Genomic DNA, 13,009 nt, shown 5'->3' with positions numbered 1-13,009 from the left:
ACGGGGCGTCGCCGGCAAGCTTCCGCCCGCCGACTCGGACTGCTGCCGCACGCGGCGTCGCCTGCAAGCCTCCGCCCGACTCGGAAGGCTAGCGCTCCGGGCGTCGCCGGCTGCGTGGCGTACGACGGGCAGGCGGCACGCTCGGCGGCGTCCGGCGACGCACCACCCGGCGGTCGGCGTGACCGGTCCCCTCGGCGACCGGCGTGATCTCCCGCGGCCCGTCGAGGTCGATCACCCGAGGCACGTACTCAGGAAGCGGATCGTCGTCGTACTGCTCGATCTCCAGGACCGGCTCAGGCTCGGGCTTCGGTACCCGTACCGGCGCCCGGGCCGCGGCCTCCTTGCTGGCCCGCGGCTTCTCCTCCACGAACGCCACCGCCGGAGCCGCGACCGGAATCGGCACCGCCTTCACCGGCCATCGCGTCTGCACATCGATGCCCAGCACCCGCACGAGCTTGCCCAGGACAACGATCGTCAACGCCACCGCGAACACGCTGCAGCCCGCGAACAGCACCGCCTGCCAGCCCGCACTCCAGTTCGACGGATCGGTCCGGCGCATCGCGGCCAGCATCGCCACGACCACGGCGTTCGTGAGCCCGAGAACGACGGTCGCCACAACGGTCCAGACCAGCTCGCGCCGTTCCAGCCCGACATCGTCGGCCGCGGCAACCAATCCGGCGACCAGCCCGGCCAGCACCGGCACGGTATAGACCAGCGCGAGCGCGAGTCCCGGACTGGCGACCAGGTAGAACACGTCGAAGACCAACGCCGTACCGGCCAGGGCCCCGGCGAAGCCCACCACCATCCGCGGATACCACCGCACCACGGCGATCGCATCCTTGGGCAACGTCCACATCAACCGGTAGTACAAGGCCCTCGTTTTCCCAGGCTCGTCAAGCGTTCACTGCCATTGTGCCCGTCTCTGGCGGCAGTGAACGCCAACCACACACCTCAAGCGACCGCCGGGAGCGGGGACAGCTTGGCCCGCAGGTCGTCGAGGATGCGGCGCAGGACCCGGGAGACCTGCATCTGGCTGACCCCGATGTCCTCGCCGATCTCGGACTGGGTCCAGCCCTCGACGAACCGCAGCTGCAGGATCCGCCGTTCTCGCGGACCGAGGTCCTCCAGCACGGGCTGCAGCATGTCGACCGCTTCCAGCTGGTCGATGCTCGCGTCCTCGTCGTCCGCGACCACGTCCGCGAGCGTCAGATCGGCGTCCGTCTCGGCCGGGCGGTCGAGCGAGAGCACGTTGAAGCAGCCGCGCGCGGCCAGCGCCTGCTCGACCTCGGCCGGGTCGACGTCCAGGTGATCGGCGATCTCGGCCGGTGTGGGTTCGCGGTTCAGCCGCTGTTCCAGCTCGGGCAGCTTGCCGGCGATCGTGCCCTGCATCTCCTGCAGCCGACGCGGGATCCGTACGGTCCACGCGCAGTCGCGGAAGTAGCGTTTCACCTCGCCCCGGATGGTCGGGATGGCGAACCCGATGAACGGGGTGTCGGCGTCCAGCCGGTAGTGGTGCGCGGCCTTCAGCAGACCGAGCGACGCGACCTGTTCCAGGTCGTCGGCCTCGGCGCCCCGCCCGCGGAACCGGCGGGCGATGCCTTTGGCCATCTCCAGGTTGAGCTCGACGACCTGTTCGAGCAGCTGCTGCCGCTCGAACTCGTCGGTGCTGGCGGAACGGCGTTCCAGTAGCTCGTGAGTGGCGGCCTCGCGCGCGGCCCGATCGGCCGCGGTCGAACACTGGGTCGGAACGGTACTGAGGGTGGTGACCATTTCTACGACCTCGCGACAAGAGTCACGGCGTGGCACATCTCTGGACCACAAGCACTGCTGGCCCCTCCGTACCCCAAAGCCGGCAACGCCATGCACGCCGCGGGAACGGCGAAGGCGCGCGTCCCGGAACGGGAGCGCGCGCCTTCGGTACGTCGTACGGGTCAGACCTTCTTCGCGATGCCCGCCATCAGGATGCGCTGGTACGGCTGCAGCTCCTCGACGTCGGGAATGTCGCCGTCGGGGTCGGCCGGGTTCCAGCGCTCGAGGAAGTCGATGCCCGGGGGGATCAGCGGCAGACCGAGGAAGTGCTGCTCGATCCGCTCCGGCGTCCGGATCCAGCCGTTGCCGAGGCTCTCCAGGCCGGCCTGCTCGATCGCCTTCTGCAGCGGCTCACCGGTGTCGACGAAGTCGGTGATGAACAGGTAGCTGCCCGGGGCGAGCTTGTCCATCAGCGTGCGGACCCACTCGTCCGGCTTCTCGTCGTCGTGGAAGTGCATGTGGATGCCGACGATCATCAGCGCGATCGGGCGGTCCCAGTCCAGGTGGTCCTTGATCTCGGGGTGGTCGAGGATCTCCTGCGGCTTGCGCAGGTCCGCGGTCACCACGATCGTGCTGTCGTTGGTCGCCAGCAGCGCCCGGCCGTGCGCGAGCACGATCGGGTCGACGTCGACGTACACCACGCGTGCCTCGGGGCTGATCTCCTGCGCCGCCTGGTGGGTGTTCTTCTGGGTCGGCAGGCCGCTGCCGATGTCGAGGAACTGGTCGATGCCCGCGTCCCGGACCAGGTACTGCACACCCCTGACCAGGGCGGCCCGGTTGTCGATCGCGCAGCGGCCGGCGTCCGGGACGAACTTCAGGTAGGTCGCCGCACCCTCACGGTCGGCGGCGAAGTTGTCCTTGCCGCCCAGCAGTGCGTCGTACACGCGCGCGATGGTGGGTTGGGAGGTGTCGAACGCCGGAGTTGCCTCCGAGCCGTCGGGATTCGCCATCGACGCAGCCTTTGTGTTGTAGGGATCAGTGCCGGTCACTGTAGTGCATTTTGATACCACTCGGACCCCTGGATCAGTGCTCCGACGAGGTTTGTCCGGGCCAATCCGAAAAGCCTGATTTCTCAACTAGGCAAGGGATTCCGGGCCGCCCGGTGTGCAGTACCAGCAGGTGGACGGGAGTACGGCGTACCGGGGTCCCGGACCGGAGTCTGCCCAGCCGCGCGCGGCTCAACCAACCCCGCCCGGCGGCAGGCGTCCGCGGGGCGCGAAGCCGCCGATTTCCATCACCCAAAGCGACGCCGGGGGCCCTCGCGACACGCCTTCGACCACGCTCCGTATTGGACCGGACACGAGGGCATCCAACGTGTACGATGCAAATGCAAGCCCAAATGCACGTGCATATGCCAAAGACGTACGGAAGGTGCAGCTGATGACTGCTGTCTACAACGGCATGCCCGGCGACGCGATGAGCGAGCTGATCTGGCGCAAGAGCCAGCGGAGTGGCCCCAACGGCAACTGCGTTGAGGTGGCGAAGCTTCCCGGCGGCGGCGTGGCGATGCGGAACTCGCGTCACTCCGACGGCCCGGCCCTGGTCTTCACCCACGCGGAGATCGAGGCGTTCCTCGGCGGCGTTCACGACGGCGAGTTCGACGACCTCGCCTGAGCGGCCCGACGCGGGACCACTGGCAAGAAGCCCCCTCACCGGGCGAGCGGTGAGGGGGCTTCTTCATGTCCGGGACACATCGCCCAGGGCAGCCTTCTGAGCGCCGTACGTCGCCTGCTGACGCCGTACGGCGGTAGCCCGGGCCCAGGCATGACAAAAGGCCGTCCCTTGAGGAGGAGGACGGCCTTTTGCCCAGCCGTCTCCTGAGGAGGGAGACGGCCTTCCATCGAGGCGCTCCGGGAACCGTGGAGCGGTGGTGCACCGCCGGCGGACCCGATCACTGGCCCGCGGACGGTCGATCAGTGTGGCTCTACTACTAGGGGCTACTGCACGGTGAGCGGCCAGAGCTGCTCGCTGCGCGGCAGCTCCGAGGCGCTGCCGGGGCCGGCCGCGTTGTCGACGGTGATGCGCAGACCGGTGAACTTGGGCGTCATCACCCGCTGGTAGCGCGAGGCCCGGTCCGGCTCCGCGACGTACTCGGCGATCAGGTGGTCGCCCAACCAGATCCGCACCATTTTCCGTCCTCCTCGATCGCTGTTCATGGACTCAGGCTCACGATCGGGTCACCGTCGAGCTGACGGACGCCGCGCAGCCATCCTTCGAAGGCCCAGCGCTGCTGCTCGGGGCAGCGCGCCACCAACTCCTGGATCTCCCGCTCGGTGAGCTCGTCGGGGGCACGCTCGCCGGTCTGTGCGGCGACGTACTCGACGGGCTGTGCGTCGTGGTCACTCATCGACTCGGGTACCCCAACCAGTCATGCCGGCAGCGTGCTGCCGACGGGCCAAAGGTCCGGCCTGCCAGTTCTCGCGATGTCACTTGGCGCGAGATCCAGCTCACCTTCTGTGCATGAAGTAATCATGGCGTCGGCACGCTGCGAATGCAAGCGCCCGATGCACGTGCATTCGCACGTTTTGCGTTTGTGACCTTCCGGAGACCTGTTTCAGGCTCAGCAGGCGCGGTGCAGGCGTGATTTCGCCGTTCCCGACGGCCCGGATCGACGCTACTATGTCCGGACAAAGTCGCTCGACCAGGTGACCTATGCTGGGCCCGGAATGACCCTGGGTAGTGGTCCGGCTGCGACCACGACTCATAAGTAAGAACTTCGACAGATCACCCGCCGAACGTGCGATGATTTGGCTCGGGGTCAGACGAAGGCACAGCTGGGGCGTCGGAGGTGAGTGTGACGGAGTCGGGCGCGCAAAGCGGGCCGACCGCGCTTCGCATCATCCTGGGAGCGCACCTGCGCAGGATGCGTGAGGCCGCCGGCATCACCCGTTCCGACGCGGGCTGGGAGATCCGGTCGTCGGAGTCGAAGGTCAGCCGGATGGAGCTCGGCCGGGTCGGCTTCAAGGAGCGCGACGTCGCCGACCTGCTCCGCCTCTACGGTCTGGACGACCCCGAAGAGCGTGAGCGTCTCCTCTCTCTCGCGCGCGACGCGAACAACCCCGGCTGGTGGCACCGCTTCGGCGACGTACTGCCGAGCTGGTTCCACTCCTACCTGGGGCTCGAGGCGTCGGCGCAGCTGATCCGTACGTACGAGCTGCAGTTCGTGCCCGGTCTGTTGCAGACCGAGGAGTACGTGCGCGCCGTCGTCCAGCTCGGCCGTGGCCTGATCCCGGCCGACGAGGTCGACCGTCGTGTCTCGCTGCGGATCAGCCGCCAGGAAGTCCTGAACCGCCCCGCCAACCCGGTCCGCCTCTGGGCCGTCGTCGACGAGGCCGCCCTGCAGCGGCCGATCGGCGGGGTGAAGGCGATGCGCGACCAGCTGGAGTCGTTGATCGAGGCGACCCACATGCCGAACGTGACGCTCCAGGTGATGCCGTTCGAGGCCGGTGGCCACGCGGCGACCGGCGGCGCGTACAGCATCCTGCGTTTCCCCGAGCAGGACCTGCCCGACATCGTTTACATCGAGCACCTGACCAGCGCGCTGTACCTGGACAAGCTCGAGGACCTCGACCAGTACACGGCGACGATGGAAGCCCTGTGCGTCGCGGCACCGCCGCCGAGCCGGACGCGCGACCGGATCGCGACGATCCTCAAGAACTTCTGAGCGCTAGGCGTTGGCGTCGAGCCAGTCCAGCAGCGGCCCGACCTCGCGCCAGTCCTCGCGGATCCGGTCGACCAGTTCGCCCGTGTGGATCACCGGCTCGAACCCGTACGACTTGTTCAGCGCGATCGACTTGTGCCGCAGCAGCTCGATCCGCGGGTGCGCGGCGTCGTACCCGCGCGGTGAGGTCTTGAGCTTCTCGCCACCGATCGTCCAGCTACGGGCGACCAGGTCGGCGAGCAGGTTCTCCAGCTCCTTGCCGCGACGATCCTCGTCGATCGCCGTACGGATCCGCCCGAGCCGGTCGGCGGACGCCTCGTAGAACCCAGCACCAACCCGTACGCCGGGCGCCGACAGCTCGACGTACCGGCCGGTCGACGGCCCGGTCGGCAGGAACGCGCCCTGATGCGTCTTGTACGGCGTCTTGTCCTTGGCGAACCGCACGTCCCGGTACGGCCGGAAGATCTTCGCCGCCCCGAACTCCGCCTCCAGCTCCGCCAGCAACGCGGTCATCGGCACCTTCACCGACTCCTCGTACACGTGCTTGTGCTCGGCCCAGAAGGTCTTGGTGTTGTCCATCTCGAGGTCGTCGTAGAAGTCTAGCGCGGCGACCGGGAACCCGGTGAAGCTCATGGGTTCACCTTAGTGTCAGTACCCTGAAGCGATGCTGACGGTTCCCACCCTCGACGTCCTGCGGCAGCGACGGAGCGAGAAGTGGTCCGGGCACCCGCCGGGTGTGATCGGCGCGACGGTCGCCGAACTGGACTTCGAGCTCGCGGCACCGATCGCGGCCGTGCTGCACGACACCATCGCCCGCAGCGATCTCGGCTACGCGCACGAGGTGACGCCGCGGCTGCGCGAGGCCTTCACCGGCTTCGCCGATCGGCGGCTCGGCTGGCGGGTCGATCCTGATCGCCTGACGCTGGTGCCCGAGGTGCTGATCGGGTTGATCGAGTTGTGCCGGGTGCTCGCGCCGGGCGGCAAGGTCGGGTTCGCGACAGCCGGGTACCCGCCGTTCCTCACGCAGTTGCCGCCGGCCGGATTCACGATTCGGCAGATCCCGCTGCGGGCCGACGGCTCGTTCGACCTCGACCAGTTGACCGTGGAGTTGCGTGACGGTCTGCGGGTGCTGATCCTGGCGAGCCCGCACAACCCGACCGGTCGAGTGCTGCCGCGGGCTGAGCTCGAGCAGATCGCCGAGCTGTGCGCCGAGTACGACGCGTGGGTGCTCGCCGACGAGATCCATGCGCCGCTGGTTCTGCCCGGCGCCGAGTTCGTGCCCTGGCTGGAGGTGTCGGACGCCGCGCGCGAGCGCGGGATCGCGCTGACCTCGGCGTCGAAGGCGTTCAACCTGGCGGGCCTGAAGTGCGCGCTGATGGTGACGGCCTCGGACCGCGGGCAGGACGTCGTACGGCGCCTGCCGTTCTCGGCCGAGCAGGTCGGGCTGCTCGGGGTGATCGCGGCCGAGACGGCGTTCGCCGACGGCGATCCCTGGCTCGGTGCGTTGCTGGGACAGCTCGACCACAATCGCCGACTGATCGGCGAGCGGCTGCCGGCCGGGATCAGCTGGTCGCCGCCGCAGGCGACGTACCTGGGCTGGCTGGACTGCGCCGGGCTGGACCTCGCGCCGGATCCCGCGGGATTCTTCCTGCGGGAAGCGAAAGTTGCCCTGGGCACCGGTTTGGACTACGACCCGGCGGGGCGCGAGCGCGTGCGGCTCAACTTCGGGACCGGGCCCGAGCTGCTCGGTGAGATCCTCGACCGGATGACTAGGGCGCTAATTCGCTGAAGAAGGCGCGGATGTCGTCGACCAGGACTGCCGGCTGTTCGAGGGCGGCGAAGTGGCCGCCGTCCGGGTACGACGTCCAACGGACGATGTTCTCGGTGCGGTCGGCGATCGCGCGGAGGGGGATGAAGTTGTCGTGCGCGAAGTCCGCGACGGCCGTCGGCGTCCGGGACGGCTCGACCGGGCGGCCGTGGTGGGCGCGCTCGTAGTAGATGCGCCCGGCTGAGCCCGCCGTACCGGTCAGCCAGTAGAGCATCACCGTGGTGAGCAGATGGTCGCGGCTGATCGGGTCCCGCTGGTCGGCCCATTCGTGGAACTTCTCCGCGATCCACGCCAGCTGACCGACCGGTGAGTCGACCAGTGCGTAGGCGAGCGTCTGCGGCCGGGTCGACTGCAGGTCGGCGTACCCCTGCTTCTCCTGCTGCCACCCGCGCATCCGCTGCCAGGACGCGATCGTCCGCGCCCGCTCGGCCGGGTCGAGCCCAGCCAGTTCCTGCTCGGTCGGCTCGGCCGTCGCGCCACCGCCGGGCAGCAGATTGAGATGTACGCCGATCACCTGGTCCGGCCGGATCCGTCCGAGCTCGCGCGAGATCCCGGCGCCCCAGTCACCACCCTGCACGCCGTACCGACGATGCCCGAGCCGATCCATCAGCTCGGCGAACGCGCGGGCGATCCGGTTGATCTCCCAGCCCGGTTCGCTGGTCGGGCCGGACAGGCCGAAGCCGGGGATGCTCGGGATCACCAGCTCGAACGCCGGCGCTCCCCCGGCGCCGTGCCCGCGCGGATCGCTCAGCGGCCCGGCGACGTCGACGAACTCCGCGATCGACCCGGGCCAGCCGTGCGTGAGCAGCAGCGGGATCGCGTCGGGCTCGGGCGAGGTGACGCGCGCGAAGTGGACCTGCGTGCCGTCGATCGTGGTGGTGAACTGCGGCCACTCGTTCAGCCGCGCCTCGGCGGCACGCCAGTCGTACTCGTGCCGCCAGTACTCGACGAGCTCCCGCAGATAGTCGCGCGGTACGCCGTACGCCCAACCGACGCCAGGTAGCTCGTCGGGCCAGCGGGTCAGGTCGAGCCGCAGCGCGAGGTCGTCGAGCTGCTGCTGAGGAATCGCCAGGCGGAACGGTTCGATGGTCACGGCCGCAGCCTGCCGCAGACCGGGGCCTTCGCGCACCCGGTTTGCCGACTCAGGCGTCGACCTTCCGATCGTGAACCAGCTTCAGCACCAGCGCCACCAGCAGCGCCAGTACGCCGGCCACGAGTAGGACGGTCACCAACGTGACCGAGTTGTTCAGCTGTCCGTCGCAGGCCATGGGAGTGATCCCACCAGCCGGCGAGAACGCCGATCCGCAGTCGACACTGCCCACCGAGACCGACCGGAACCCAAGTCCCAGGCCGACCAGCAGCAGCACGACTCCGGCGAACGCCAGAACCTTGTTCATCGTCGTCACGATCGCGCCGACACCGTTCCCTGCGGGCCGGCCAACGGCACGACCCGACTGCCCCGTAACACTTCGTTCACTCCCGACTTCGACCGACACCTCTACGAACTTACGGTCAGCTGTGCGCTGATCCACCCCGACAGAGCCGTCAGCAGTGATTCTTCACAGAGTCCTTACTCAGGACAAACCAGCTCGTCACGATGGTCTCAGAGCACGATACGGGCAGTGACAGTGGCATACCAGTGCCAACTTCGCCGACACGGTGCAAGTGGTTCCGACACTCCGGTTGCTGGCTCCGGGAGCGTCCGTGCTCTACCGTGTGACATATGAAGAGTTCTGCAGATGTGCAGTCCGTTGCCGCGGTCGACGCCTGTTCGGTGAAGCTGGTCGACCCCGAGCGCGTGGCGGCCGTCAATGCCAGGATGCCTTCCGAGCAGGACGTCGTCGACACGGCCGACGTGTTCGGGCTGCTCGGCGACCCGCGGCGGCTGAAGCTGCTCGTCGCGCTGCTCGACGGCGAACTCTGCGTCTGCGACCTCGCCGCGGTGACGGGCATGAGCGAGTCGGCCACGTCGCACGCTCTTCGGCTGCTCCGCGCGCACCGCGTGGTTTCCGTACGGCGGGACGGCCGGATGGCCTACTACCGGCTCGACGACGCGCACGTCCGCATGCTCGTCGACCTCGCTGTCGCGCACACCGAGCACACCGACGCCATCCACCCGGAGCGCACCTCGTGAGCGCGGGCACGGGGCACGGCCCGGCGGAGCTCCGCTCGACCGGCGAGCCGGTCGAGGGCGCTCGACCGGCGGCTGCGGCCGGACACGGTCATGGCCATGGGCACGGAGTCAGCGCCAACGCCGACCGGAAGCTTCTGAGTGGTGCCCTCGCGCTGATCCTCGCCTTCATGGCGGCCGAGGTCGTTGTCGGTTTCGCCGCCGGGTCGCTCGCGTTGATCACCGACGCCGCGCACATGCTCACCGACGCGATCGCCATCGCACTCGCGCTGGTCGCGATCCGGCTGGCCGCGCGCCCGCCGGCCGGTGGGTTCACGTTCGGCTTCAAGCGGGTCGAGATCCTGTCCGCGCAGGCCAACGGCATCACGTTGCTGCTGCTCGCGGCGTTCTTCGTCTACGAGTCGGTCCAGCGGATGATCCACCCGCCGGAGGTCGAGGGCGTCCTGGTCCTGATCACCGGTGTCGTCGGCATCTTCGTCAACCTCGCCGCGACCTGGCTGATCAGCAAGGCGAACCGTTCCAGCCTGAACGTCGAGGGCGCGTTCCAGCACATCCTCAACGACCTGTTCGCGTTCATCGCGACCGCGCTCGCCGGACTCGTCGTCCTGCTGACCGGGTTCACCCGCGCCGACTCGATCGCCGCGCTGATCGTCGCCGCGCTGATGCTGAAGGCCGGCATCGAGCTGGTCCGCGCCTCCGGCCGGATCTTCCTCGAGGCCGCGCCGGCCGGAGTCGACCCGGCCGCGCTCGGCAAGGAGCTGTGCTGTATCCCCGGCGTCGTCGAGGTACACGACCTGCACGTCTGGGAGATCACCTCCGGAGAGCCGGCCGCGTCCGCGCACATCCTCGTCCGCGAGGGTCTCGACTGCCATCTGATCCGCGAGCAGATCGAGCAGGTGCTGGCCGAGCGGCACCACCTGACCCACTCGACGCTGCAGGTCGATCACGCGTCAGGCGACGTACAGGAGCTTCACTGCAGTGACGCGCACGGCGCTGTGCACCGCGCGGTCACAACCGCCGGGCCAGCACCTGACCAGGCCACACCGAGTCATTGACCGGTACGCCGAAGGTCTCGGTCGGCGTGAACCCCTGGCGTTCGTAGTACCGGACGAGGGCGCCGTCGTCACCCGCGTAGCAGTCGACGCGGACCAGGCCGACGCCTTCGTCCTTGGCCAGCTTCAGCGCGTGGTCGATCAGCGCGGTGCCGATGCCACTGCCCTTCGCCGACCGGTCGGTGACCAGGAGGCGGATGTACAGCTCGGGCTCTTGCGCGGGTGGGATCTGCTCTTGCGTCGGCGCACCGACGGCCAGCGCGCCGACCACGCGGCCGTCGCGCTCACCGATCCACAGCCCGCCGTCCTCGGCGAACCCGGTGATCTGCGCGATCCGCCGCGGGTTGGTCGAGTGCGGCTCGGTCCCCCACTGGCCCGTCCTCCCGTTGGCGACCAGCCACTCGGTCGCGCCGTCGAGCAGCGCGAGAACGGCCGGTACGTCGTCGTGTCCTCCCGTACGAATCTCCACCGTTCCATCCTGCCACCCGGCTAGTGTCGAAATCGGTCCGGCAGCTTCTACCTGTGGACAAAGCACCGATTCGAGGAGGACCCGATGAGCACCCTGGACCACAGTTTCACCGCCGAGCTCCTGACCAGCGACGCGAAGGGAGGTTGGACGTACGTCGTGATGCCCGGCTCCGCCGAGTTCTTCGGCACCCGCGGCCTGGTCAAGGTCCGCGGCACGATGGACGGCCACCCCTTCGAGAGCGCCTTCATGGCCCTCGGCGACGGCACCCACAAACTCCCGGTGAAGGCGGACCTCCGCAAACTCATCGCCAAAACCACCGGCGACGAGATCGAGGTCCACCTCACCGAACGCCTCTGACGGCTCACGCCAGAGATACCAGCTCCAAGTAGTCGTCGGTCCACAGGTCCTCCGCGGCGTCCGGGAGCAGGAGGACCCGGTCGGGGCGGAGGGCTTCGATGGCACCTTCGTCGTGGGTGACCATGACGATGGCTCCGGGGTAGTTGCCGACGGCTCCTAACACCTCGTCGCGGGAGGCCGGGTCGAGGTTGTTGGTGGGCTCGTCGAGCAGGAGCACGTTGGCGCCTGAGTGGACCAGGCCGGCCAGGGCCAGCCGGGTCTTCTCGCCGCCGGACAGGACGTGCGCGGGCTTGTCCGCGTCGTCGCCGCTGAAGAGGAACGAGCCCAGTACGTTGCGCACCTCACCATCGGTGAGCCGCGGCGCGACCGAAGCCAGGTTCTGACGGACCGTACTGGCCAGGTCCAACGTGTCGTGCTCCTGCGCGAAGTACCCGAGCCGCAGCCCGTACCCGTGCACGACCTCACCACTGTCCGGCGTCTCCCGCCCCGCAAGGATCCGGAGCAGCGTCGTCTTGCCCGCGCCGTTCAGCCCGAGGATCACCAACCGACTCCCCCGGTCGACAGCGAGGTCGACGCCCTTGAGCACCTCCAGAGCGCCGTACGACTTGGTCAGGCCGGCAGCGCTCAGCGGCGTACGCCCGGACGGCGCCGGGTCGGGCAGCCGGATCCGCGCGACACGGGCTGCCCGGCGTACTGGCTCGAGGTCGGTGAGCAGCTTGTCCGCGCGCCGCGCCATGTTGCGCGCGGCAACGGCCGTACTGGCTCCGGCCTGCATCTTCGCCGCCTGGGCATGCAGGACTGCCGCCTTGCGCTCCGCCGTGTTCCGCTCACGCGAACGACGACGCTCGTCGGTCGCCAGCTGGGTCAGGTACTTCTTCCAGCCGGTGTTGTGGACGTCGATCGTGCGCCGCTGCGGGTCGAGGTGGAACACCCTGTTGACCGTTGCCGCGAGCAAGTCACGATCGTGGCTGATGACAACCAGTCCGCCCGAGTAGCCAAGCAGGAACGACCGAAGCCAGACGACGGAGTCCGCGTCGAGGTGGTTGGTCGGCTCGTCGAGCAGCAACGTGTCGTGCTCGGCGAACAGGATCCGCGCCAGCTCGACGCGCCGCCGCTGCCCGCCGGACAGCTCGCCGATCGGCTGCTCCAGCGCGCGGATCGGCAGCCCGACGCCGGCCGCGAGCCGACCGGCCTCCGCCTCAGCGGCGTACCCGCCGGCCGCCTGGAACTCCGTCTCGGCCCGCGCGTACGACGCCATCGCGCGCTCCTGCTCGGCGCCGGTCGCCGTACTCATCGTCGCCTCGGCACGTCGTAGCCGCTCGACCACGGCGTCCAGTCCGCGGGCGGACAGGATCCGCGCGGTGACGGTGAGCGCGGGATCGGCGGCGCGCGGGTCCTGCGGCAGGTACCCGACCGAGCCGGTCGTGGTGATGCTGCCCGTCGCCGGGCGATCCTCGCCGGCGAGCGCCTTGAGCAGCGTGGTCTTCCCGGCGCCGTTGCGGCCGATCAGGCCGATCTTGTCGCCGGAGCCGATGTGGAAGGACAGGTCCGACAGCAGCAGCTGCGCGCCGGCACGGATGTCGACCGAGTGAACGGTGATCATGAAGCTGGTTACTCTCTGTGATGACTGCGGGACACACTTCGGGTGCGGAAGCGGGTCGCGCAGCTAGACACAGAGGCAAGTAGCCATGCCTCCACGATA

16 protein-coding genes are annotated in these 13,009 nt (G+C 68.9%); 6 read left to right on the top strand and 10 right to left on the bottom strand.

The features are described from left to right. Window positions 1-88: 88 nt before the first annotated feature. The 3 genes from ACYVIO_RS17160 to ACYVIO_RS17150 form a co-directional block, all read right to left on the bottom strand. Window positions 89-856, bottom strand: coding sequence for a hypothetical protein (locus ACYVIO_RS17160; RefSeq protein WP_460651769.1), 768 nt, complete (start codon window positions 854-856; stop codon window positions 89-91). 95 nt (window positions 857-951) lie between these two features. Then, window positions 952-1,770, bottom strand: coding sequence for a SigB/SigF/SigG family RNA polymerase sigma factor (locus tag ACYVIO_RS17155; RefSeq protein ID WP_460651768.1), 819 nt, complete (start codon window positions 1,768-1,770; stop codon window positions 952-954). Between the two features lie 161 nt (window positions 1,771-1,931). Beyond that, on the bottom strand, window positions 1,932-2,759 hold the full coding sequence (locus tag ACYVIO_RS17150) for an SAM-dependent methyltransferase (protein ID WP_460651767.1): 828 nt from the start codon (window positions 2,757-2,759) through the stop codon (window positions 1,932-1,934). A gap of 430 nt (window positions 2,760-3,189) precedes the next feature. On the opposite strand from ACYVIO_RS17150, the gene ACYVIO_RS17145 reads away from it, so the two are divergent. Further along, window positions 3,190-3,423: a DUF397 domain-containing protein gene (locus tag ACYVIO_RS17145; RefSeq protein WP_184804947.1), complete on the top strand. Its 234-nt coding sequence runs from the start codon at window positions 3,190-3,192 to the stop codon at window positions 3,421-3,423. Window positions 3,424-3,746: 323 nt separating this feature from the next. On the opposite strand, the gene ACYVIO_RS17140 is transcribed toward ACYVIO_RS17145, so the two are convergent. Further along, on the bottom strand, window positions 3,747-3,938 hold the full coding sequence (locus ACYVIO_RS17140; protein WP_012919557.1) for a hypothetical protein: 192 nt from the start codon (window positions 3,936-3,938) through the stop codon (window positions 3,747-3,749). Between the two features lie 23 nt (window positions 3,939-3,961). Further along, on the bottom strand, window positions 3,962-4,156 hold the full coding sequence (locus tag ACYVIO_RS17135; protein ID WP_344174049.1) for a hypothetical protein: 195 nt from the start codon (window positions 4,154-4,156) through the stop codon (window positions 3,962-3,964). 447 nt (window positions 4,157-4,603) lie between these two features. Between ACYVIO_RS17135 and ACYVIO_RS17130 the strand changes: the two genes are divergently transcribed. Then, on the top strand, window positions 4,604-5,473 hold the full coding sequence (locus tag ACYVIO_RS17130) for a helix-turn-helix domain-containing protein (protein WP_460652090.1): 870 nt from the start codon (window positions 4,604-4,606) through the stop codon (window positions 5,471-5,473). A 3-nt stretch (window positions 5,474-5,476) separates the two neighbouring features. Here the strand turns inward: ACYVIO_RS17130 and ACYVIO_RS17125 are convergent, their stop codons facing one another. Further along, a complete protein-coding gene (locus ACYVIO_RS17125; protein WP_460651766.1) occupies window positions 5,477-6,103 on the bottom strand; it encodes a DUF2461 domain-containing protein in 627 nt (208 codons plus the stop codon). 31 nt (window positions 6,104-6,134) lie between these two features. Here ACYVIO_RS17125 and ACYVIO_RS17120 point away from each other — a divergent pair, with 31 nt between their 5' ends. Further along, complete coding sequence (locus ACYVIO_RS17120; protein ID WP_460651765.1) at window positions 6,135-7,259, top strand: MalY/PatB family protein; 1,125 nt, start codon at window positions 6,135-6,137, stop codon at window positions 7,257-7,259. Here the strand turns inward: ACYVIO_RS17120 and ACYVIO_RS17115 are convergent. Next, window positions 7,240-8,391 (bottom strand): epoxide hydrolase family protein, encoded by a 1,152-nt coding sequence (locus tag ACYVIO_RS17115; RefSeq protein ID WP_460651764.1) that lies wholly within the window; start codon window positions 8,389-8,391, stop codon window positions 7,240-7,242. The genes ACYVIO_RS17120 and ACYVIO_RS17115 overlap by 20 nt on opposite strands. Window positions 8,392-8,440: 49 nt before the next feature. Beyond that, window positions 8,441-8,695, bottom strand: coding sequence for a hypothetical protein (locus ACYVIO_RS17110; RefSeq protein WP_460651763.1), 255 nt, complete (start codon window positions 8,693-8,695; stop codon window positions 8,441-8,443). A gap of 326 nt (window positions 8,696-9,021) precedes the next feature. Here ACYVIO_RS17110 and ACYVIO_RS17105 point away from each other — a divergent pair, with 326 nt between their 5' ends. Beyond that, the gene (locus ACYVIO_RS17105; RefSeq protein ID WP_460651762.1) at window positions 9,022-9,432 is read left to right on the top strand and encodes an ArsR/SmtB family transcription factor; all 411 of its coding nucleotides are present in this window, start codon (window positions 9,022-9,024) and stop codon (window positions 9,430-9,432) included. Continuing rightward, window positions 9,429-10,484 (top strand): cation diffusion facilitator family transporter, encoded by a 1,056-nt coding sequence (locus tag ACYVIO_RS17100; protein WP_460651761.1) that lies wholly within the window; start codon window positions 9,429-9,431, stop codon window positions 10,482-10,484. Before ACYVIO_RS17105 ends, ACYVIO_RS17100 begins: the two co-directional genes overlap by 4 nt. On the opposite strand, the gene ACYVIO_RS17095 is transcribed toward ACYVIO_RS17100, so the two are convergent. Further along, window positions 10,438-10,950, bottom strand: a complete 513-nt coding sequence (locus ACYVIO_RS17095; RefSeq protein ID WP_460651760.1) for a GNAT family N-acetyltransferase — start codon at window positions 10,948-10,950, stop codon at window positions 10,438-10,440. The two genes, ACYVIO_RS17100 and ACYVIO_RS17095, sit on opposite strands and share 47 nt — an antisense overlap. Window positions 10,951-11,034: 84 nt before the next feature. Here ACYVIO_RS17095 and ACYVIO_RS17090 point away from each other — a divergent pair, with 84 nt between their 5' ends. Next, window positions 11,035-11,307, top strand: coding sequence for a DUF1905 domain-containing protein (locus tag ACYVIO_RS17090; RefSeq protein WP_460651759.1), 273 nt, complete (start codon window positions 11,035-11,037; stop codon window positions 11,305-11,307). Window positions 11,308-11,311: 4 nt separating this feature from the next. On the opposite strand, the gene ACYVIO_RS17085 is transcribed toward ACYVIO_RS17090, so the two are convergent. Then, the gene (locus tag ACYVIO_RS17085; protein ID WP_460651758.1) at window positions 11,312-12,910 is read right to left on the bottom strand and encodes an ABC-F family ATP-binding cassette domain-containing protein; all 1,599 of its coding nucleotides are present in this window, start codon (window positions 12,908-12,910) and stop codon (window positions 11,312-11,314) included. Between the last annotated feature and the right edge of the window lie 99 nt (window positions 12,911-13,009).

Source organism: Kribbella endophytica, assembly GCF_054781295.1.
Note: the sequence above shows the minus strand (reverse complement) of the source record. Positions and strands in the feature narration are given on the sequence as shown.

Coding starts and splice junctions, on each gene's coding strand:
- ACYVIO_RS17125 (WP_460651766.1), bottom strand. CDS start 6,103: ATGAGCTTCACCGGGTTCCCGGTCGCCGCGCTAGACTTCTACGACGAC.
- ACYVIO_RS17105 (WP_460651762.1), top strand. CDS start 9,022: ATGAAGAGTTCTGCAGATGTGCAGTCCGTTGCCGCGGTCGACGCCTGT.
- ACYVIO_RS17085 (WP_460651758.1), bottom strand. CDS start 12,910: ATGATCACCGTTCACTCGGTCGACATCCGTGCCGGCGCGCAGCTGCTG.
- ACYVIO_RS17160 (WP_460651769.1), bottom strand. CDS start 856: ATGTGGACGTTGCCCAAGGATGCGATCGCCGTGGTGCGGTGGTATCCG.
- ACYVIO_RS17155 (WP_460651768.1), bottom strand. CDS start 1,770: ATGGTCACCACCCTCAGTACCGTTCCGACCCAGTGTTCGACCGCGGCC.
- ACYVIO_RS17145 (WP_184804947.1), top strand. CDS start 3,190: ATGACTGCTGTCTACAACGGCATGCCCGGCGACGCGATGAGCGAGCTG.
- ACYVIO_RS17150 (WP_460651767.1), bottom strand. CDS start 2,759: ATGGCGAATCCCGACGGCTCGGAGGCAACTCCGGCGTTCGACACCTCC.
- ACYVIO_RS17140 (WP_012919557.1), bottom strand. CDS start 3,938: ATGGTGCGGATCTGGTTGGGCGACCACCTGATCGCCGAGTACGTCGCG.
- ACYVIO_RS17120 (WP_460651765.1), top strand. CDS start 6,135: ATGCTGACGGTTCCCACCCTCGACGTCCTGCGGCAGCGACGGAGCGAG.
- ACYVIO_RS17135 (WP_344174049.1), bottom strand. CDS start 4,156: ATGAGTGACCACGACGCACAGCCCGTCGAGTACGTCGCCGCACAGACC.
- ACYVIO_RS17090 (WP_460651759.1), top strand. CDS start 11,035: ATGAGCACCCTGGACCACAGTTTCACCGCCGAGCTCCTGACCAGCGAC.
- ACYVIO_RS17110 (WP_460651763.1), bottom strand. CDS start 8,695: ATGAACAAGGTTCTGGCGTTCGCCGGAGTCGTGCTGCTGCTGGTCGGC.